General features: G+C 59.0%; 22 protein-coding genes. 7 read left to right on the top strand and 15 right to left on the bottom strand.

The window, feature by feature from the left end; all coding sequences use genetic code 11:
* Positions 1-15 precede the first annotated feature (15 nt).
* Positions 16-1,005 carry a glutathione S-transferase family protein gene (locus AC2TEL_RS17350; protein WP_480862545.1) on the top strand — a complete coding sequence of 330 codons (990 nt, stop codon included), beginning with the start codon at positions 16-18 and terminating at the stop codon, positions 1,003-1,005.
* Here the strand turns inward: AC2TEL_RS17350 and AC2TEL_RS17345 are convergent.
* On the bottom strand, positions 987-1,349 hold the full coding sequence (locus tag AC2TEL_RS17345) for a response regulator transcription factor (RefSeq protein ID WP_480842847.1): 363 nt from the start codon (positions 1,347-1,349) through the stop codon (positions 987-989). The two genes, AC2TEL_RS17350 and AC2TEL_RS17345, sit on opposite strands and share 19 nt — an antisense overlap.
* A gap of 185 nt (positions 1,350-1,534) precedes the next feature.
* On the opposite strand from AC2TEL_RS17345, the gene cobD reads away from it, so the two are divergent.
* From cobD to AC2TEL_RS17330, 3 genes are read left to right on the top strand one after another with little or no spacing between them, the layout of a single operon-like run.
* A complete protein-coding gene (cobD, locus tag AC2TEL_RS17340) occupies positions 1,535-2,497 on the top strand; it encodes a threonine-phosphate decarboxylase CobD (protein ID WP_480842849.1) in 963 nt (320 codons plus the stop codon).
* Complete coding sequence (cbiB, locus tag AC2TEL_RS17335) at positions 2,494-3,414, top strand: adenosylcobinamide-phosphate synthase CbiB (RefSeq protein WP_480905665.1); 921 nt, start codon at positions 2,494-2,496, stop codon at positions 3,412-3,414. Before cobD ends, cbiB begins: the two co-directional genes overlap by 4 nt.
* Before the next feature lie 11 nt (positions 3,415-3,425).
* Positions 3,426-4,589, top strand: a complete 1,164-nt coding sequence (locus AC2TEL_RS17330; RefSeq protein ID WP_480905662.1) for a lytic murein transglycosylase — start codon at positions 3,426-3,428, stop codon at positions 4,587-4,589.
* 8 nt (positions 4,590-4,597) lie between these two features.
* Here the strand turns inward: AC2TEL_RS17330 and AC2TEL_RS17325 are convergent, their stop codons facing one another.
* The 5 genes from AC2TEL_RS17325 to AC2TEL_RS17305 all read right to left on the bottom strand — a co-directional run bounded on the left by AC2TEL_RS17325 (position 4,598) and on the right by AC2TEL_RS17305 (position 11,451).
* Positions 4,598-5,716 carry an aminotransferase gene (locus tag AC2TEL_RS17325; protein ID WP_480905660.1) on the bottom strand — a complete coding sequence of 373 codons (1,119 nt, stop codon included), beginning with the start codon at positions 5,714-5,716 and terminating at the stop codon, positions 4,598-4,600.
* Between the two features lie 83 nt (positions 5,717-5,799).
* A complete protein-coding gene (locus tag AC2TEL_RS17320; RefSeq protein ID WP_480842857.1) occupies positions 5,800-6,159 on the bottom strand; it encodes a hypothetical protein in 360 nt (119 codons plus the stop codon).
* Between the two features lie 54 nt (positions 6,160-6,213).
* On the bottom strand, positions 6,214-9,669 hold the full coding sequence (locus AC2TEL_RS17315; RefSeq protein WP_480905657.1) for a chromosome segregation SMC family protein: 3,456 nt from the start codon (positions 9,667-9,669) through the stop codon (positions 6,214-6,216).
* A gap of 137 nt (positions 9,670-9,806) precedes the next feature.
* Positions 9,807-10,214, bottom strand: coding sequence for a hypothetical protein (locus AC2TEL_RS17310; protein ID WP_480905654.1), 408 nt, complete (start codon positions 10,212-10,214; stop codon positions 9,807-9,809).
* 43 nt (positions 10,215-10,257) lie between these two features.
* On the bottom strand, positions 10,258-11,451 hold the full coding sequence (locus tag AC2TEL_RS17305; RefSeq protein WP_480905651.1) for an aminotransferase-like domain-containing protein: 1,194 nt from the start codon (positions 11,449-11,451) through the stop codon (positions 10,258-10,260).
* A gap of 163 nt (positions 11,452-11,614) precedes the next feature.
* Between AC2TEL_RS17305 and AC2TEL_RS17300 the strand changes: the two genes are divergently transcribed.
* Both AC2TEL_RS17300 and AC2TEL_RS17295 read left to right on the top strand, forming a co-directional pair.
* A complete protein-coding gene (locus tag AC2TEL_RS17300; RefSeq protein ID WP_480905648.1) occupies positions 11,615-12,385 on the top strand; it encodes a FadR/GntR family transcriptional regulator in 771 nt (256 codons plus the stop codon).
* Positions 12,385-12,873 carry a metal-dependent hydrolase gene (locus tag AC2TEL_RS17295; protein ID WP_480905645.1) on the top strand — a complete coding sequence of 163 codons (489 nt, stop codon included), beginning with the start codon at positions 12,385-12,387 and terminating at the stop codon, positions 12,871-12,873. The genes AC2TEL_RS17300 and AC2TEL_RS17295 overlap by 1 nt, the downstream gene beginning before the upstream one ends.
* 66 nt (positions 12,874-12,939) lie before the next feature.
* Here the strand turns inward: AC2TEL_RS17295 and AC2TEL_RS17290 are convergent, their stop codons facing one another.
* From AC2TEL_RS17290 to AC2TEL_RS17270, 5 genes are all read right to left on the bottom strand, one after another.
* Positions 12,940-13,500: a F0F1 ATP synthase subunit B gene (locus tag AC2TEL_RS17290; RefSeq protein ID WP_480905643.1), complete on the bottom strand. Its 561-nt coding sequence runs from the start codon at positions 13,498-13,500 to the stop codon at positions 12,940-12,942.
* 5 nt (positions 13,501-13,505) lie between these two features.
* Positions 13,506-14,057, bottom strand: coding sequence for a F0F1 ATP synthase subunit B' (locus AC2TEL_RS17285; RefSeq protein ID WP_480905641.1), 552 nt, complete (start codon positions 14,055-14,057; stop codon positions 13,506-13,508).
* Between the two features lie 86 nt (positions 14,058-14,143).
* Entirely contained in the window at positions 14,144-14,368 is a 225-nt protein-coding gene (locus AC2TEL_RS17280; protein WP_005981269.1) for a F0F1 ATP synthase subunit C, read from the bottom strand.
* A gap of 48 nt (positions 14,369-14,416) precedes the next feature.
* Positions 14,417-15,175 carry a F0F1 ATP synthase subunit A gene (locus AC2TEL_RS17275; RefSeq protein WP_480842872.1) on the bottom strand — a complete coding sequence of 253 codons (759 nt, stop codon included), beginning with the start codon at positions 15,173-15,175 and terminating at the stop codon, positions 14,417-14,419.
* A gap of 2 nt (positions 15,176-15,177) precedes the next feature.
* A complete protein-coding gene (locus AC2TEL_RS17270; RefSeq protein ID WP_170387173.1) occupies positions 15,178-15,510 on the bottom strand; it encodes an AtpZ/AtpI family protein in 333 nt (110 codons plus the stop codon).
* 231 nt (positions 15,511-15,741) lie between these two features.
* On the opposite strand from AC2TEL_RS17270, the gene AC2TEL_RS17265 reads away from it, so the two are divergent.
* On the top strand, positions 15,742-16,098 hold the full coding sequence (locus tag AC2TEL_RS17265) for an ArsR/SmtB family transcription factor (protein WP_480905638.1): 357 nt from the start codon (positions 15,742-15,744) through the stop codon (positions 16,096-16,098).
* Here the strand turns inward: AC2TEL_RS17265 and AC2TEL_RS17260 are convergent.
* From AC2TEL_RS17260 to AC2TEL_RS17245, 4 genes are all read right to left on the bottom strand, one after another.
* Positions 16,078-16,491 carry a universal stress protein gene (locus tag AC2TEL_RS17260; protein ID WP_480842876.1) on the bottom strand — a complete coding sequence of 138 codons (414 nt, stop codon included), beginning with the start codon at positions 16,489-16,491 and terminating at the stop codon, positions 16,078-16,080. The two genes, AC2TEL_RS17265 and AC2TEL_RS17260, sit on opposite strands and share 21 nt — an antisense overlap.
* A 112-nt stretch (positions 16,492-16,603) precedes the next feature.
* Positions 16,604-16,882, bottom strand: coding sequence for a hypothetical protein (locus tag AC2TEL_RS17255; RefSeq protein ID WP_480842878.1), 279 nt, complete (start codon positions 16,880-16,882; stop codon positions 16,604-16,606).
* 59 nt (positions 16,883-16,941) lie between these two features.
* Complete coding sequence (locus AC2TEL_RS17250; protein ID WP_480842880.1) at positions 16,942-17,856, bottom strand: DMT family transporter; 915 nt, start codon at positions 17,854-17,856, stop codon at positions 16,942-16,944.
* Positions 17,853-18,731 carry a LysR family transcriptional regulator gene (locus AC2TEL_RS17245; RefSeq protein WP_480842882.1) on the bottom strand — a complete coding sequence of 293 codons (879 nt, stop codon included), beginning with the start codon at positions 18,729-18,731 and terminating at the stop codon, positions 17,853-17,855. The genes AC2TEL_RS17250 and AC2TEL_RS17245 overlap by 4 nt, the downstream gene beginning before the upstream one ends.
* Positions 18,732-18,825 lie beyond the last annotated feature (94 nt).

The raw sequence follows: 18,825 nt of genomic DNA, 5'->3' as shown, positions 1-18,825 counted from the left end.
AACGGAGAAACACAGATGGGATTGCTCGTCGACGGCGTCTGGCACGATCGCTGGTATGATACGAAATCGAATGACGGCGCGTTCAAACGATCCGCCGCACAGTTTCGCAATTGGATCACAGAAGACGGCAGCACCGGACCATCGGGCAAGGCCGGGTTCAAGGCGGAAGGCGGACGCTACCACCTCTATGTCAGCTATGCGTGCCCTTGGGCTCATCGCACGCTGATCTTTCGCGAATTGAAAGGGCTGAGCAACCACATCCAGGTTTCCGTCGTGCATCCGGACATGCTGGATCAGGGCTGGACATTCGAGACCGATGAACACGGTGCGACCGGCGATCCACTGTTCGGCTGCGAATTTGCGCATCAGCTTTATACCCGCGCCGACCCGACCTACTCCGGACGCGTGACAGTGCCAATTCTGTGGGACAAGGAACAGCAGACGATAGTCTCGAACGAAAGCTCCGAGATTATCCGAATGTTCAATTCCGCCTTCGACGGGATTACCGGCAACACTGATGACTACTGGCCGGAAACCATGCGCGACGAGATCGAAGAAGTGAACGCGCGCGTCTATTCCAATGTGAACAACGGCGTCTACAAGTCCGGATTTGCCACGTCGCAGGCTGCCTATGACGCTGCCGTTGGTCCACTGTTCGACACGTTGGACTGGTTGGAAACAAGACTGGCCTCCAACCGCTATCTGATGGGTGATCGAATCACCGAGGCCGACTGGCGGCTGTTCACGACACTGATCCGGTTCGATCCAGTCTATCACCTGCATTTCAAGTGCAATCGCAAGCGGCTGATCGATTACCCGAATCTATGGGCCTTTACGCGCGAGCTGTATCAGTGGCCGGGCGTCGCGCAGACGGTGAACATGGAACACATCGTGCGCCACTACCATTACAGCCACGACAGCATCAATCCGCATCGCATCATCCCCACCAATCCCGTTCTGGATTATCTGGAACCGCACGGGCGCGGTCAGCGGCCTGCGGCGTAATGCTCGACCATCGCCGCCAGGTCTTCTGGCGGCGTGCTGCTTTGCACATAGGCGCAGGCATTGGGGCTGTGCGCAAAGATCGACCCATCCGAAAAAAAGGTCGTGTTGGTGACAAAGATCACCCGCGCCTCGGGCCGGCGATAGCTGGCGAAATCTGCCACCGCCAACGCGCTACCGCTTTCCAGCACCAGATCCAACACGATGATATCAAAAGCCGTCCCGTAGAGCGCCAGAATTGCGGCCTCTTGCGTTTCAACCAATGTGACTTCGGCCTCCTGCCTTTGCAGATGCCGTTGCCAAACCCGACCCAGATCGGGGTTACTCTCAACAATCAGTACTTTCATTTGCAACAACCTCGGCACGTGATAGGGTGAGTGGTGCCGACCCCTAGGGTCCGTGATCCCGCCATTTCGTTAACAAAGTGTTAATAACGGCCTGAGGCCACACTGCTCACGCGGATTTGCTTGTGCAGACGGCAAAAATCCGCTTGAAGCGAGTGAATTGAACAGTTTTTCAGCAAAGATCACCAATGCAGCGACTCAATGAACTGAACCCTCGCGCTGTGCGTGACCACGGCGGCGGTCTGGATGCGGCCATGGTCAAATACGGCGGAGTTCGCGCGGACTGGCTGGATCTGTCAACGGGCATCAACCCGCTGCCCTATCCAGTCGGAGAGTTGATGACTTCGGACTGGGCCGAACTGCCGGACCACGGTGCCTTTGAGGCGTTGACCGAAGCAGCCCGGCAGTTCTGGCGCGTGCCTGAAAGGGCCGCTGTACTTCCTTCCCCCGGCGCGTCTGCCATTATCGCACGGGTTCCGGCGCTGGCTGAACCGGGCCGGGTGCAGATCACCACCCCCACCTACAATGAACACGCCGCCGCGTTTCGCTCTCAGGGATGGGAGGTCTGCGAATACGGGCCTGCCGAGGCGCGTGTGATCGTGCATCCGAACAACCCTGATGGCCACATGTGGCAAGTAGCAGACGCCAACGCTCCGTTGACCGTGATTGACGAGAGCTTCTGTGACGTATGCCCCGAGGCCTCGCTTGTCCGATTGGCAGACCAGCCCGGCGTGGTCGTCCTAAAGAGTTTTGGCAAATTCTGGGGATTGGCAGGTCTGCGACTGGGTTTTGCCATTGCTCGCCCCGAGGTGATCGCCCGCCTGAATGACCTGACAGGGCCGTGGGCTGTTTCAGGACCCGCGCTACGGATCGGGACGCGGGCCTTGGCGGACACCGACTGGGCCGACACTACCCGCGCCCGATTGGTCAAAGATGCTGAGCGGCTGGACGCGCTGATCACATCCAAGGGCGCTCATCTGGTTGGTGGTACCAGCCTCTTCCGGCTTTATGAGGTCAACAATGCCATCGAATGGCAGGATCGTCTTGCGCGCGCGCATATCTGGAGTCGAGTCTTTCCCTATTCAGAAACCTATCTGCGTCTCGGCCTGCCGCCCGCTGACGGCTGGTCCAGGCTGGAGGCCACCCTGTGAGCACGGCTTTCCTGCTGGTCTGTGCCCTGTGTCTGGATGCCGCTCTGGGTGAGCCGGACTGGATATGGTCCCGCATTCGTCATCCTGCGGTCGTGATCGGCAACGGAATCGCGTTGCTGGACAAAAGCCTGAATCACGGTGCGCATCGACGGTTCAAAGGTGTTTCTGTCATTGTCGCGCTGGTGTTGGCGGCGGTCATTGTGGGCAAATTTCTGGCTTTCCTCGGTCCTTTGTTCGAAATCCTGGTCTGCGCCATTCTCCTGGCGCAGAACTCGCTGGTGAGCCACGTGCGTGCCGTGGGCGATGGTTTGCGAGCCTCGTTGTCGGAAGGACGGGCCAGCGTCGCTCTCATCGTGTCGCGCGATACTCGGGATATGACGCAGGCGCAGGTGGCCCGTTCGGCCATCGAAAGCGCGGCTGAAAACCTCAGCGATGGTGTCATCGCACCGGCCTTCTGGTTTTTGGTGGCCGGGCTGCCGGGATTGCTCGTCTACAAGGCCGTCAACACTGCCGACAGCATGATCGGCTATCGCAATGAAAAGTATCGGGAGTTCGGTTGGGCCGCGGCACGTCTGGACGATATCCTGAACCTGATCCCTGCTCGATTGACTTGCGTCATGGTCGTCGCATTGTCCCGCCAATGGGCGGCTTGGCCCGCAATCATTGAGGACGCGCGCCGCCATATCTCGCCAAACGCTGGCTGGCCCGAGGCTGCCATGGCCCGCGCCCTGAATGTCGCACTGGCGGGGCCGCGCAGCTACGATGGGCAGATCCGCGATCTGGCCTGGGTGAATGGTGATGCCCCGCGCGAGATCGGCGCATACGAGGTTTTCCGCGCATGCGACATGCTGTGGAATGTTTGGGGGCTTGCGCTTGGGCTCTTGTCAGTGTGGGTTGGGCTCAGCTTTATTTTCTGACGGACCACAACATGCGTTTTCTTTCCGGTGTGATCGCCGCCGCCCTGTTCGCCACTCCCGCCCTTGCCCAGTGCGGCGGTGGGTTCAATTCATTCGTCAAAGGCCTCAAGGCTGAGGCCGTCCAACAGGGCTTCGAAAAATCCACGGTGAATGCGTTTTTCAAAGGCGTGCGGCAGGACAACGCTGTGCTGAAAGCGGACCGGGCTCAGGGCGTTTTCCAGAAACCTTTTATCGAGTTTTCCCGGCGCCTGATCTCTCAGAACAGAATTGAACGCGGGCAGGCCATGTCGCGCAAATACGACGCCGTGTTTAACCGGATCGAGGCCGACTATGGCGTCTCTCGCGGCGTGCTGTTGGCATTCTGGGCGTTCGAGACGGATTACGGCTCGTTTCAGGGCGATTTCAATACCCGCAACGCTCTGGTGACGCTGGCTCATGATTGCCGCCGGCCCGAGCTGTTCCGCCCTCAAATCTTCGCAGCCATCGAATTGTACGACAAGGGCAATTTCGACCCCGCCCGCACAACCGGCGCATGGGCCGGTGAGATCGGCATGGTACAGATGCTGCCGCGCGACATTCTGGAAAACGGTGTCGATGCGGATGGCGACGGAACAGTGTCACTGAAAACCTCGGCCCCGGACGCCCTGATGTCAGGGGCCAAAATGCTGTCGCATCTGGGTTGGCAACCTGGTCAGCCGTGGTTGCAGGAGGTTACGGTCCCCGCCGAAATGGACTGGTCACTCTCCGGCCCCGGCAAACAGCGCCCGGTGTCCGAATGGCAAGCGATGGGTGTTCAGGCGCGCGGCGGGTCCTTGGCCAGTTTACCGGCCTCTTTGATACTGCCCCAAGGGCGCAACGGTCCGGCCTTTCTGGCCTACCCAAACTTCGACGTCTATTTCGAATGGAACCAGAGCTTCGTCTATGTCCTGACCGCGGCCTATTTCGGTACGCGCCTAGAGGGGGCCCAGGTCTATAACGCAGGCAACCCCGAGCCCGGCCTTTCAGGGGCGCAGATGAAGCAACTGCAAGCAAAGTTGCAAGCGCGGGGCTACGACGTCGGCAAGATCGACGGAATACTCGGAGCGGGAACCCGGGCCGCAGTTCAGGCGGAACAACAGCGACTGGGACTGCCTGCGGATGCATGGCCTACGGCTGAGTTGCTGAACCGGCTCTGATCTGCAGGTCAGTATCGCGCAAGGTACTCAGAGAAACGGGCCAGACCTTCCTTCAGAACGTCTGCACCATTGGCGTAACCGATGCGCAGATAGCCTTCCATGTTCAGGGCGGAGCCCGGTGTAAACATCACACCCGTTTCTTGCAGCAAGTCCACGCACAGATCACGGGACGGCACCGGCAGGTCGTATTTCAGTAAGGCCGTCGTGCCCGCCTTGGGTTTGACCCATGATACCTTAGGCTCGGCCTCGACCCATTCGGCGAGGATTTTGAGGTTGCCGCGCGTGATGCTGTGGCTGCGCGCCAGAATCGCGTCCTTGTTTTCCAGCGCCAGCGCCGCGAAGTGGTCGTCGATCATACCAACCGAGATGGTGTCATAATCCCGGTGAATGGCGATCTCTTCGATCAGCTCTTCCGGCGCGACGACCCAGCCAAGACGCAACCCCGCCAGCGAATAGGCCTTGGACATGCCGGCCGTGCTGATACCTTTTTCGTAGACCTCGCAGATTGACGCGGTCATGCCATCGCCTTGCTGATCCGTGCCGCGATAGACCTCGTCACACAAAATCCACGCATCTGCCTTTCGGGCGATGTCCGCGATATCTTCCAGCAACCCGCGCGGGATCAGGGCACCAGTTGGGTTGTTGGGATTATTGAGTGCAATCAGCTTTGTATCAGGCGTGACAAGCGCGCGCAGAGCATCCAGATCGGGCAGCCAGCCATCTTCTTCCCGAAGTTGCAATTGTTCGACAGTTGCCCCGATGCTGTCGGGGATCGAGTAGTGCTGCTGATAGGTCGGAACCACCGCAACCACGTGATCACCCCGGCTGACCAACGTCTTGTGCACCAGCATATTGGCCCCGATGGTGCCGTGCGTAACGATAATATTGGCCGGTGTCTTTCCCGAATACAGACGCGCAATCGCCTGCCGCAGCCTGTCTGACCCTTCAATGGCGCCATAGGTCATCTTCATCGGCAGCAACGCTGACAAATCGCCCGAGTTCTGTCCCGCAATCTGCAGCAATTGATCGATGGTCAGGCTTTCAACGCAGGTCTCGGCCAGATTCCAGTCGCATCTGGTTTCCCATTCGTTCATCCAGAGCTCAACGCCGAAGGGTTCGATCCGCATCTCAGACTTCCTGCTATCCGTGTGTTCCGCCGGTGATAGCTTGGAACATCTGCCGCATCCAGACGCGAACAGGTTTATTTTGGCTACTCAGGCCGAACAGGATAGCGATTGCCCTTTTCATCGATCAGGATCAGACGTTCGCCGCTGCGCACATACAGATCACACCGGCTGAATCCATTGCGATATTGGATACAGACGCTGCCGTCTTCGGCAATCCTATAAGTGCCAAAGGCGGTACCGCCGCCATTGGCAGCGGAATAGGTATAAGAATAGGCCCCGCCGGCAGAGTATTTGGACTTGCCATCGTCATAGAACGTCAATGTACGCCCTGCCAGAGCGTTCAGTTCCGCCGCACTCAGCGGCACGTCTCCGGGTTTTATGGACCATTCAGCGGCCCAAAGGGGCGTGGCAGCGCAAGCGGCGATGATCAGGTAACGGGTCATGCTGCCAGCCTACCCCGACTGGGGGTGAAACAGGCATAACGTTGCAGTGAGGCCTCAGGCCACCATCTGTTCGGCCTTTTTCAGATCGACCGAAACCAACTGGCTGACGCCCTGTTCCTGCATGGTCACGCCGAACAACCGGTCCATCCGCGCCATGGTCACCGCATGGTGGGTGATGATCAGGAACCGGGTGTCGGTCTGGCGGCACATCTCGTCCAGCAGGTCGCAGAAACGGGTAACGTTTGCATCGTCCAACGGCGCGTCGACCTCGTCCAGCACGCAGATCGGTGCCGGGTTGGCAAGGAAGACGCCGAAGATCAGCGCTGTGGCTGTCAGGGTTTGCTCTCCGCCCGAAAGCAGGCTGAGGGTCGACAGTTTCTTGCCGGGAGGCTGGCACATGATTTCCAGGCCCGCATCCAGCGGGTCGTCGCTTTCGACCATGACCAGATTGGCCTCACCGCCGCCGAACAAATGCTTGAACAGCATCGCGAAGTTTGAGTTTACCTGTTCGAATGCCGTCAGAAGGCGCTCGCGCCCTTCGCGGTTGAGGCTGGCAATGCCGCTGCGCAACGCCTTGATCGCCTCTTCCAAATCGGCCTTTTCACCATTCAGCGTGTCGAATTCTTCCTGGACTTCCTTTGCGTCCTCTTCGGCGCGCAGGTTCACAGCGCCCATCGCGTCACGCTGACGTTTATGGCGATTTACCTCGGCCTCCAGCGCGTCTGCGGCTGGCATCTGGTCGGGATTCACATCCAACTGGTTCAGCAACTGGTTCGGCGTCAGTTGCTGATCTTCGGCAATACGTTCGGCGGCAGCGACCACACTTTCCTTCGCAGCATCGCAACGTGCCTCGGCCGCGGCACGAGCCTCCCGAGCTTCCGAGGCCAAGCGTTCGGCCTCACGTTCTGCCAATACAAACTCGCGCTGCCGGGCCTCGGCCTCGGCCAGATTATCAGCGGCCTCCGCACGACGGGCTTCCGCCGCTTCGATCATATCATTCAGCTCTTCGCGGGCCTCGGCGATTTCGCCGGGTGCGGCCATAGCTTCAGTCAGCTCCTCTTCGGAGCTTTCCTTGCGCTCAGCCAATTCCGAAATACGCTTCTCTGCCGTTTCCAAACGGTGTTTCCAGCCACTGAGATCTTTGGTGACCTCCTGCGAGCGGCGGGTCCGCGCCTCGCCTTCACGACGCAATTCGTCATGGGTCGAACGATGGGTCAACATCGTGATCCGCGCGGCCTCGACCGTTTGCTTGATGTCCTCAACCTGCGCGCGGGCACTGTCGAGATCCCCCAACTCGGTCAGGGCGCCTTCGGCTTCCCGCAATTGGATGCGGGCAGACATAGCATCTTCTTTGTGACGATCAACCGCAAGCGTCAGCGTCTCCAGCCTGCCCTGCGCCAGATTGCGGTCCGCCTCGGCCCGGCTGAGCATTCGGGCGGTTTCAGCCATCCGTTGATCAGCGGCACGGCGTGCCTCGCGGGCGCGGCGATCCGCTTCGGTGACATCGGCCAGTTGCTGGGACAAGGCTTCATGCGCGGCGCGGGCGCCTTCGGCCTGTGCTTCCGTGCGTGTCAGTTCCTGTTTCAGGGCCTCAAGCTTGTTGAGCTGTTCCAACCGCAGGGCTGCAGCACTTGGCGCATCCTCGGCCCAGGCGCGGAACCCGTCCCAGCGCCACAGATCGCCGGAGCGCGACACGAGCCGTTGCCCCGGTTTCAGTGATGCCTGCAACCGCGCACCCTGATCCGCGTCGACCAGACCGATCTGTGCAATCCGGCGGCTGAGGCGATCCGGACCTGATACATGCAAAGCCAGCGGCTCGGCCCCCTCAGGCAAAGGTTGGTCTGCATCATAGCCCGCGACCTGAACCCAGCCGGATGGCCCTTCGTCTTCGACCAGCGGCGCGCGCAGGTCATCGGCCAACGCCGCGCCCAATGCCTTTTCAAAGCCCGGCTCGACGCGCAGCAGGTCGAGTACCTGCCCGCCCTCAGCGGTATCTCTTTCGACCAGCTTGGCCAGCGCCGTCGTTTCGGCGCGTATCGCTCCCAACTCGCCTTCTGCCTCTGAACGCTGCGCCCGTGCTTCTGCCTCGCGCGCCTGCGTTTCGTTGCGCAACTCATCCGCAGCGGCCAGCGCCTCTTCCGCCGCCTCAGCAGCTTCGCGGGCTTCTTCCTCGGCCTCTTGCGCGGCATTGAATGCCTCAGTGGTGCGGGTCAGCGCCGAACGGGCTTCATCCACAGCAATCCGCGCTTTTTCTTCCTCGGCTTCAGACCGGGCCAGTGTTTTGCGACTGTCCTCGACCAGACGCTGTGCCGATTGATGCCGTGCGACGAGACGAGCCATGTCCTCGGTTTCCTGCGACAGGTGCTCTTCCCTCTCCTGAAGCACGGCGGCTGCCTCATGCGCGATCTCTGCCGCTTCGGCAAGCTTGTCCTCGTGCCCTTCGGCCGCCTTGGCCAATTCGCGGGCTTCCCATTCCAGGCGTTCGATCATCTGGCCTGCATCGCGGTTCAGGCCGGTCTCACGTTCGATGTCATTGCCCAGTTGCTGGATGCGATTGGTCAGCGTTTCGATGGTTTGGCGCGCGCGGGTTTCTTGGTCCGAGAGCTGATCTCGCTGAACTTGCTGACGCTGCAGGACGGCGGCGGCAATGGCCTCTTCTTCCCGCAGCGGCGGCAGGGTCTCTTCGATCTCAGTGCGTTTCGCCGCGGCTGCACGCGCTTCGGCCTCGGCCCGGGAGGCTTCGGATAAACGATCACGCAATTTATCTTCGGCCTGCTGACGAGCTATGTCAGCCTCTTTCCAGCGGCGATACAACAGCATGCCTTCGGCTTGTCTCAGTTGCTCACCAATCTCGCGGTACCGCGCGGCCTGACGGGCCTGTCGGGCAAGTTGCGCCAGTTGCGCACCCAGTTGCTCCAACACGTCATCCACGCGGGTCAGGTTGGATTCCGTTCCTTTCAGTTTCAGCTCGGCCTCGTGTCGGCGTTGGTAGAGGCCTGAAATCCCGGCCGCTTCTTCCAGGATACGACGTCGCGCGCGGGGTTTGGCGTTGATCAGCTCAGCAATACGGTTCTGCCCCACCAACGCCGGCGAATGCGCCCCCGTCGAGGCGTCGGCGAACAGCATTTGAACGTCGCGGGCGCGCACGTCCTTGCCATTGGTCTTGTAGGCGCTGCCCACGTCACGGGTGATACGCCGCACGATTTCCAACTGGTCGCTGTCGTTGAACCCCGAAGGCGCAAGCCGTTCCGAGTTGTCCATGGTCAGGACTACCTCGGCAAAATTGCGAGCGGGACGTGTGGCCGCCCCCGCAAAGATCACGTCTTCCATCGCGCCGCCCCGCATGGACTTGGGACGGTTTTCGCCCATGACCCAGCGCAAAGCTTCCAGAAGATTGGACTTGCCGCACCCGTTCGGACCAACCACACCGGTCAACCCGTCCGCGATGATCAGGTCGGTTGGATCAACAAAGCTTTTAAAGCCGGTCAGTTTGAGTTTGCTGAAACGCAAAGGCTGCTATCCGTGATTCCTATGGTCAGGAATTCTGCGCAACGGATGGGGTCCGAGTCAACGCAGTTGCGCAGGATATGGGATTTTAGGCGGAGTTATCCACAACATCTTGCTCAAATTCCGAATTGAGACTGCCATCAGTACGGTGTGCATTCGAACACCTGATATCCGTAATCTTCGCTGACGTTTTCATAAATGCCGTAGTCGATACACTCATACCTGGGCGTCGACACCGCCGTCAGCAGCAGACGTTTCCCCGCCTCGCGATCACAGCCGAGGACACCAACCGTCACTGCCGCATCGCCCAGAACGTCCAGAATGGGGCAACCCGACACCTGCGCCATGGCCAGCGCAGCCCTTTCGCGGATCGGCCCCAAACGGGGGGCATACTGGGCGTTCACGCGCACCGCTTCGGCCAGTTCGCCACGAACACGCACATCGAAGACACTGCCGTTCACCGCAACACGAGTCGCGGGCACATCGCGAAATTGTGGTGTGCCCGCTGAACAGGCAGCCAGCAGCAGAAGGGCAAGAACACGGACCATGCCGCAGCTTTGACCGAATATGGTTAACAGAACCTTTCGCGGATCAGACGCGCAGTAGTTCTCCCAGCCGTCTTATCCCCTCACGAATGGTATCCTCGTCCGAGTTTGAGAAACTCAGACGGATTGTATTGGCACCTGAACCATCCGGGAAAAAGGCTTGTCCGGGCACAAAGGCCACTTTGACCGTCTCAAGCGAACGCGCAAGAAGTTCGGCACCGCTCAGGTCTTTTGGCAACGTCACCCAGATAAACATGCCGCCCTCCGGCCTTGTCCAATCGACACTTTCGGGCATGTTTTCCGCCAGGGCCGCAAGCATTGCATCACGACGGGCACTGTAGACGCGGTGCAATTTGGGGGTGTGTGTTGCAAAACTGGCCTGCGCCACCTGATGCACCGCCATCTGGTTAATTGTGGATGAGTGTAAATCGGCTGCCTGCTTCATCAACACCAGTTGCGAGATCACGGGCTTCGCAGCAACCACCCAACCCATGCGCAGACCCGGAGACAGGGTTTTTGAGAAGCTGCCGCAATAGACGGTACGACACGCCTCAATCGATCCCTTGCGCGCTATTTCCAGAGCCAACACAGGCGGGATCGGATCGCCATCATAGCGCAACGCCTGATATGCACCGTCTTCGATCACTGCACAGTCGAGTTCATCCGCCAGGCTGAGCAAAGCCTCGCGACCGCTCCGGTCTATGGTTTCTCCGGTTGGGTTGGCAAAGTCGGGCGAGAGGTAGGCGAATTTGACCGCGCCCTCACCGGCCGCCTCCTTGTATTCCAATGCGCCGCGATTGCCGTTGATACGGAGTCGGTCAAAGCGCGGCTCGTAGGCATTAAAGGCCGCAAGCGCGCCCAGATAAGTCGGCCAGCAAACCAATGCCGTATCGCCCGGTGACAGAAACAGTTTCCCCAGATAGTCCAGCGCCTGTTGCGAACCGGACGTGATCAGGATGTTGTCAATTTCACAGTTTACGCCGATCTGCTGCATGTGTTCGGCAAGCCACCGGCGTAACGGTACATAGCCTTCACTGACCGAATACTGTAACGCCTGAGCCTGATGCTCGGGGCCCAATGCCATCTGGAAGGCTTGGGCAAAGGCATCGGCCGGGAACAGGTCAGGGTCGGGGATGCCTCCGGCGAAAGAAATGATGCCGGGCTGATCCAGAAGCTTTAGCAACTCGCGTATTTCGGATGCTTTCATCCGGGATGCTCGCGTGGCGAACAATTTATCCATCGACTCGGTCTCTCTGTTCCTTTCGGGTTTTGGGCAGACTACGTGCCACCCAAAATAAGTCAATATATCTGACCTAATGTTTCAAGCTACGTGAAAACGGCGCTTCTTGCACCTGTGGTGGATACGTGGTCATATGATTTGACCAATTTTGAACCCGAACACGATGCCATTCCAGAAAGTCCAAACTGAAAAACTGTCTCTTGCAGTCGTCCGTCAGATCGAGCTGCTGATCCTGCGGGGTATACTGCGACCCGGTGAGCGTCTGCCGCCCGAACGTGAATTGGCCGAGCGGTTGGGGGTGTCACGCCCGTCTCTGCGAGAGGCAATTTCGGACCTGCAGGAACAAGGGTTACTGACCGCAAAAGCAGGGTCTGGCGTTTATGTGGCCGAAGTGCTCGGCTCTGCCTTCTCTCCCGCGTTGATCCGCCTGTTCGGCAGCCACGACGAAGCGGTTTTCGACTACCTTTCCTTCCGGCGCGACATGGAGGGGCTGGCGGCCGAGCGCGCAGCGCGGCTGGGTTCGGATAGCGATCTTGGTGTTGTTCAGGCGATCTTCTCCAAAATGGAGGCGGCCCACAACCAGAATGCGGCAGAAGAAGAAGCACGGCTAGATGCCCAGTTCCACATGGCGATCATCGAAGCCAGCCACAATGTCGTGATGCTCCATATGATGCGGTCAATGTTCGATCTGCTCCGGCAGGGTGTGTTCTACAATCGCCAGGTCATGTTTCATCTGCGCACGACCCGAGATGCTATTCTGGAGCAGCACCGCGCCATCAACACAGCCCTGCAGGACCGGAACCCAAAAGGCGCGCGGCAGGCAGTCGAACAGCATCTGAGCTTTGTCGAACGCTGCATGGCCGATCAGCAGAAAGCCCTGCGCAACGAAGAGATCGCGCAGCAGCGGCTAAAGCACGAGACAGGTGAAGTCTGATGTTCATTGGCCACTTGCCGGGTGCTTATCTGGTCTTCAGGGCTGCTGCACCAAATCTCGGCAAGCTTGCCTTTGCAGCGGCAATGCTAGGAGCGGTTGCTCCTGATATCGATATGCTTTGGTTCTATCTTGTCGATGACCGGGGGCATCATCACCACTCTTACCTGACCCACCGCCCGATCATCTGGGCAGGGATTCTACTTGCCGGGACTATGATACGTATCTGGGCCTCAAGAACCGGCACCTTCCTGACCTTCTTTGGCGCCGGTGGGTTGGTTCATATGGTGCTGGATTCAATTACCGGAGAGGTTGCGTGGCTCTGGCCGTTCTCCGACGCAACGCATCCGTTGGTCATTGTGCAAGCGACGCACTCTCATTGGATATTGTCTTTTCTCAACCATTGGACTTTCAAGGTTGAGATCCTGATTACCGTGATCGCTCTAATTGTGTTTGTCGTGACCTGGCGCAGATCAAAGCGCAGTCCCTAGCAACAAAACAAAAAAACCCGAGCGCCACGTAGCCCTCGGGTTTTTCAATTCATATGATCCGGACGATCAGTGCAGCTTTTCACCCACATCCGCGATGGAGGCGTCGATCAGCTTGTTAGCCTGCGTCGCGGTCATCTGCTTGGCCAGAACGGTGTTTGCAGCCGAAACGGCAACCGTGATGGCCTGATCGCGGACTTCCTTCACGGCCGAAGCCTCAGCCGATGCGATCTGGTCCTGAGCGGCCGCAAGACGGCGCGCAATGGATTTCTCCAGATCGGCTTTGGCCTGCTCAGCTGCCAGAACAGCGTCTTCCTTCGCAGCTGCCACGATGGCGTCAGCCTGGGTCTGCACTTCACGCTGCTTGCGCTCGTACGATGCCAGCAGGCTGCGGGCTTCCTCGTGCAGGGCGCGGGCTTCGTCCAGTTCGGCCTTGATGCCTTCGGCACGGTTGTCCAGCGCACCGCCGATCAAACCGGGCACCTTGAAGTAGAACAGAACCGCAATAAAGACGATGAAGCCCAGAGTGACCACAAAGTCTGTGTTGCCGAGCGAGAAGAACGGGCCGCTTGCGGCAAAGGCCGGGCTGGCGGCACCAACCGTCAGGATAAGGGCAAGGGTGTTCCGCATGTCACTTATCCTTTCGTTTGCGCGTCAACGGCACTTTCGACGGCTTTGGCATCTGCCTCGCCGCCCAGTGCGGTAACCAGTTCGGCCGCCGTATCCTTGGCAACCACTTGAATGCTTTCCAGCGCACCGGCACGGATGGCGGCAATTGCCTTTTCCGATTCAGCCGCCTTTGCAGCGATTTCCGCGTCAGCCTTGGCAATCGCGTCATCCAGATCGGCCTGGATTTCCGCACGTGCTTCGGCAGCGATACGCTGCGCTTCGGCACGGGCATCGGCCAGCGCCTTGTTATAGGCCTCTTCGGCCTCGACCGCCTTGGCCTTCAGATCTTCGGCCGCAGCCAGGTCATTTGTAATGGTCCCCTGACGTTCAGCCAGGATTGCCGCGATGCGGGGCAGAGCCACGCGGGACAGGACCAGAAAGATGACGACCAGCGTTATGACCAGCCAGAAAATCTGGTTGGGGAACCAATCGAAGCAGAGCTGCGGCATCCCGATGGCAGAGCCATAGGAGTCGACGCACGAGCCAGCTACCTCTTCTGTAAGGGGTTCAGTCGCCATGATATCCTCCGTCGGAAACTTGTCTTTACAACAGGTGGGCCACTATGGCTTGGACCCACCTGCGCGTAAGGATCAGGTTCCGCAGATTATACGGCGAACATCAGCAGCAGCGAGACCAGGAATGCGAAGATCCCCAGAGCTTCTGCGAACGCGATACCGATGAACAGGGTTGCGGTCTGCGAAGCAGCCGCCGAAGGGTTGCGCAGGGCGCCGGCCAGGAAGTTGCCTGCAACGTTGCCCACCCCGATTGCGGCTGCGCCGGAACCGATTGCTGCCAGGCCTGCGCCGATGTGTGCGAGATCGCCTTCCATGATGTATCTCCTTACGAATTGGAAGTTTCGATGTTGGGGTATCAGACCTTAGTGCGAAGGATGCAGCGCATCTTTCAGGTAAACACAGGTCAGAATGGTGAATACGTAGGCCTGGATGAAGGACACGAGGACCTCGAGGCCGTACATAGCGGTGATCGCCAGAACCGACACGGGCGAGATCACGGCAATCGCGGCAAAGCCTGCGAACACCTTGATCACGGCGTGGCCCGCCATGACGTTGCCAGCAAGACGAATGGAGTGGCTGACAGGGCGCACGAAGTACGAGATCAGCTCGATGATCGCCAGAACCGGACGCAGCGCCAGCGGTGCGCTGGAGACCCAGAACAGGCCCAAAAACGCGGCACCGTTCTTGACGAAACCCAGAATGGTTACGGTCAGGAACACGGCCAGCGCCAGCGGGATGGTCACGGCGAAATGCGACGTCGTAGTGAACGAGGCCGGAATCATGCCGAGGAAGTTCGCGGTCACGATAAACATGAACAGAGTCATGACATAGGGGAAGAATTTTACGCCTTCCTTGCCGCAGATGTCTTCCAGCATCTTGTAGATGAAGCCATAGGCCAGCTCGGCAATCGACTGCATCCGGGTCGGGACGATGGCACGCTTCGAGGTGCTGAGGACCAGCAAGCCAAAGATCGCCGCAATCGCCAGGAACAGCCACAGGGTCACGTTGGTCGGCGTGTACCATGCAATTGCACCGTCGCCGAAAAGCGGCTTGACGATGAACTGGTCCATTGGGTGGAAAACCAGGCTGCTGCCTTCTTCTGCGGTGGTCTCGGTCGCCACGTTCAGTCCCTCTCGTCCTTCTCGGCCGCCTCAGCCGCCGCTTGTTTCTCTTGAACCTCTTTCGCGCTGCGGAGCATAACCTTCACGCCTGCGACAAGGCCCAGTAATGTGAACAGCACCAGAAAGATCGGGATCGTCCCGAGCAGGCTGTCCAGCCCGTATCCGATGCCAAATCCGATCCCCAGACCGGATACCATTTCGATGACCATCCGCCAGGCAAGCTCGCCCCCGGACACGTCAGCATCCGCACGAGGCTTGGGCTCTTTCGCCTTTTTCGCCGCCTCGATCTTGGCCTCAAGCTGCGCCATACGCTGCTTTTGGTCATCATCGGTCACGGGCGTTTCCCTCGCACAGTCTTGGGCACGGTGCTAAGGGGCTGGACGCACAGAGTCAACGGTATTGAGAGACCGAATTCCCGCGCATCAAGGTATTGATTTTATGGTATTTTTTGCCGAAACCTGCCATCCAAAAATCAGCGCTCTTGCTACGGCTCACCTCAAAACCCCTGAATCCGCATATTCAACCAAATGGTTGACCAAACCCGGAGGCTGTGGTTCAGCGATTGCATGTCCAATGATCTTGACACCGTATTCGCGGCCCTCGCCGACCCCACACGCCGCACCATTCTGGCGATGTTGCTGGAGGATGACATGGCGGTCACGGATGTTGCCGAGCCTTTCGAGATGTCGCTGGCCGCGATCTCGAAGCACTTGGTCATCCTGACCAAGGCCGGGCTGATTTCTCAGGAAAAACGCGGACGCGTGAAATGGTGCAAGCTGGAACCCGACGCGCTGCGGAACGCGTCGGTTTGGATGCAGGGGTTCGGGCAGTTCGAACCGATCAATCTGGACGCTTTCGAACGGTTTCTGGAGGTTGAATTGCCATCCGAGGACCGCGGACCGTCATCGAACGACGAACACTGACATCGTGGCGTGTTTCGCCAAATACCCCGCGTGGCTCGAAAAGATGTAATCGGTAATCCGGGGCGCATGAGTGCCTACGACGATCAGATCGGCGCCAATATCTTCTGCAGCCCGCGTCAGATCACCGTCGACTTCTGCAGCCACATCGACCGAGTGGATATTGCGTGTACCAACCTGTGCGCCGCTTTCCGAGGCTATCTGACCGGCAAAAACCGCCATTTTTTCTTCAATTGCCTCTTTCGTCAAATCCACGTCGCCCGGCTGCGTTCCCGTAACGCTGACGATCGTCACCTTTGCTCCCTGCCATTTGGCCAATTGCGCAGCAACTTCAGCGGCCTTGCGGATTTCGGGTGACATGTGCAAATCGACAGGAACCATAATGTGCGTAAACATTGTACCCTCCTCTTCTTGAAGAGAAGCATAGCTGAAGACCGGCATGAACGCCTTGACCTGCCTCAATGGTCGCTACCGATTTAGAGACAACCCTTAAGGCCACGACGGGATTCTAGTTTTCCGTTTGGAAGCCGATCCCTTCAATCACTCCTGCGGGGTCCGCGCGGCAGATCCAGGGCACTTCGGACCCCGCAACCGAAACAGTGACGGTGGTTCCGGTCGGATCCGACTGTGTCGAAATGGCCTTGACGTCATCCGGCCGGGTTTCCGTCTCCGCCGAGATCAACGCCTCGCAATTGGCCTTAAGTTCTGCATCCGATGCGCCTTCTGATCTACCTGACGCGCAGGCAGAGAATACCAGAATGACGCCCAACGCGATTGGCAATTTCACATTCAGCCTCCTTACCAGTTCCTGACGCAGGCTGACATATCTCCGGCGGAACGCAAGGCTCAGTCCAAAGCCGGACTTGCGGTATTCGGTGGCGCCTCTTCGCTTTTCAACAGAAGAACCAGCGCAATCGCCGTCAGCGCAGCCCCGACGAGAACCAAAACGGTCGGGGCGGGACGCCCAAGCGCGATTTCCCACAGGATGACCCAACTGGGTATCAGATAAGTGTAGGCCATGACCTTGGCAGACGGCAGGCGCAGTGCTGCGAATTGCACCAGCACAAAGCTCGCCGCCGTTGCGAAGAATGCCAGGTATAAAAGGCTGACCCAGACAAGGGCGGGAAGGTTGGTCCAATCCGTGGCGCGGATGTCCGACCAGCCGAATACCGTCAGGATCAGGCAGCCCGCGAGCAAGGTTCCAAAAGTGAAAACAACTGCGGACTCCCCCCGGTTCAGTTTGCGTACCATCGGCGTATAGATCGCGTGGGCAGCACAGCCCCAGAAATAGATGATCTCTCCCCCGCCAATCTCAAATGCGCGAAAGGCCAGCCAGTCGGCCCGGAAAATCACCCACAGGGCCCCCGTCGCCCCAATGGTCAAGGCCAGCGCCATGCGCGGCGTTGTAACCTGTCGCAGAAGTACCCATCCGGCCAGTGCCGACATGACCGGCGTCAGGGTAAAGACCGCAGACGCGCTGACCGGGGCTGCCGTTTTCAGCCCGTAGAACATCAGCACGAAATAGGTCGAGAACAGCCCGCCGAGGATCAGATAACGCCAGGGCGCCCGAAACGCGCTGCGCGGCACACCGGTTGTCATCAGTGCGGCGCCACCGATGACAAAAGCCGCGATAGCGAAGCGCGCCGCCGTGATCGCAGAGGGAGCAATCTGATTGGCCACCATCGCGCCCAGTGAAAAGCTGCCCGCGACCAGTGCCGAAAATACAAGCATGGCCAGATGGCCACGAGCCTGTTGGCTCATGTCGTCCAGCCTTTGGAATGTTCCTTGAGGAACTTGAGAAAGGCCTGAACCTTGGTTGTGCGGTGAAGGTCCACATGGGTCACCAGCCACAGCTTGCCGAACCACTCTGGCAGAGGCTCGATAACCTCGATCAAATTTGCGTCGCGGGCCGCTTCCCATCTTGCAAGGAAACCGATGCCGGCACCGGCCAGAACGGCTTCGCGCATGCAGAAGTTGTTTGTGCAGCGGAAGGTGATCGCCTCGGAAGGCACTGTCTCGCGCAACCATCTTGAAAACGGCGCTCGGCTGTTCTCGTCATCGGTGCTGACAAAGTAATGATTGGCAAGATCCTCGGTCCCGGAGGGTTTGCCGTGACGTTCAATATATGACGTACTGGCATAAAGCCCGACTTCTTGCTGAACGAAGGGTTGTACGACGTTGTCGGGCTGATCGGGGGCGGCGCCCGCGCGAATGGCCACATGGGCCTCGCCATACTCCAGGCGGAACAGACGGTCGCCGGTCAGATAGCGAACGATCAGGCCGGGATGTGCGTTCTGGAATTCGCCAAGAACCGGTACGATCAGAGGTGCGAACGAAGCCAGCGACGTCACCACCAGTTCGCCGGACACATCGTCGCCGCGACCCTTCATACGTCCAACCAACTGGTTGAACTGATCCTCGGTCGCCTGCGCAACCCGCAACAGGTCGTCGCCTGCGTCGGTCGGAGTGTAACCACGCGCGTGACGCTGGAACAGTTTCACGCCCAAGCGTGCCTCGATCGCGTCGATATGGCGGATGACCGTTGCATGATGAACGCCCAGAACCTCAGCCGCGCCACTGACCGTGCCCATGCGCGCCACCTGATAGGCGGTTCTCACTTCGTCCCAATTGTCCATTGCATCGCTTCCATTGTGCAATTTCTAACAATGTGTGTTGATATATCCGAGTTTTGTTCGCCAGCGCAATGTTCATATTGAAGCCGAACTCAAA

Source organism: Ruegeria sp. HKCCD9138, from assembly GCF_057220975.1.
This window is presented reverse-complemented; position numbering and strand designations above follow the sequence as displayed.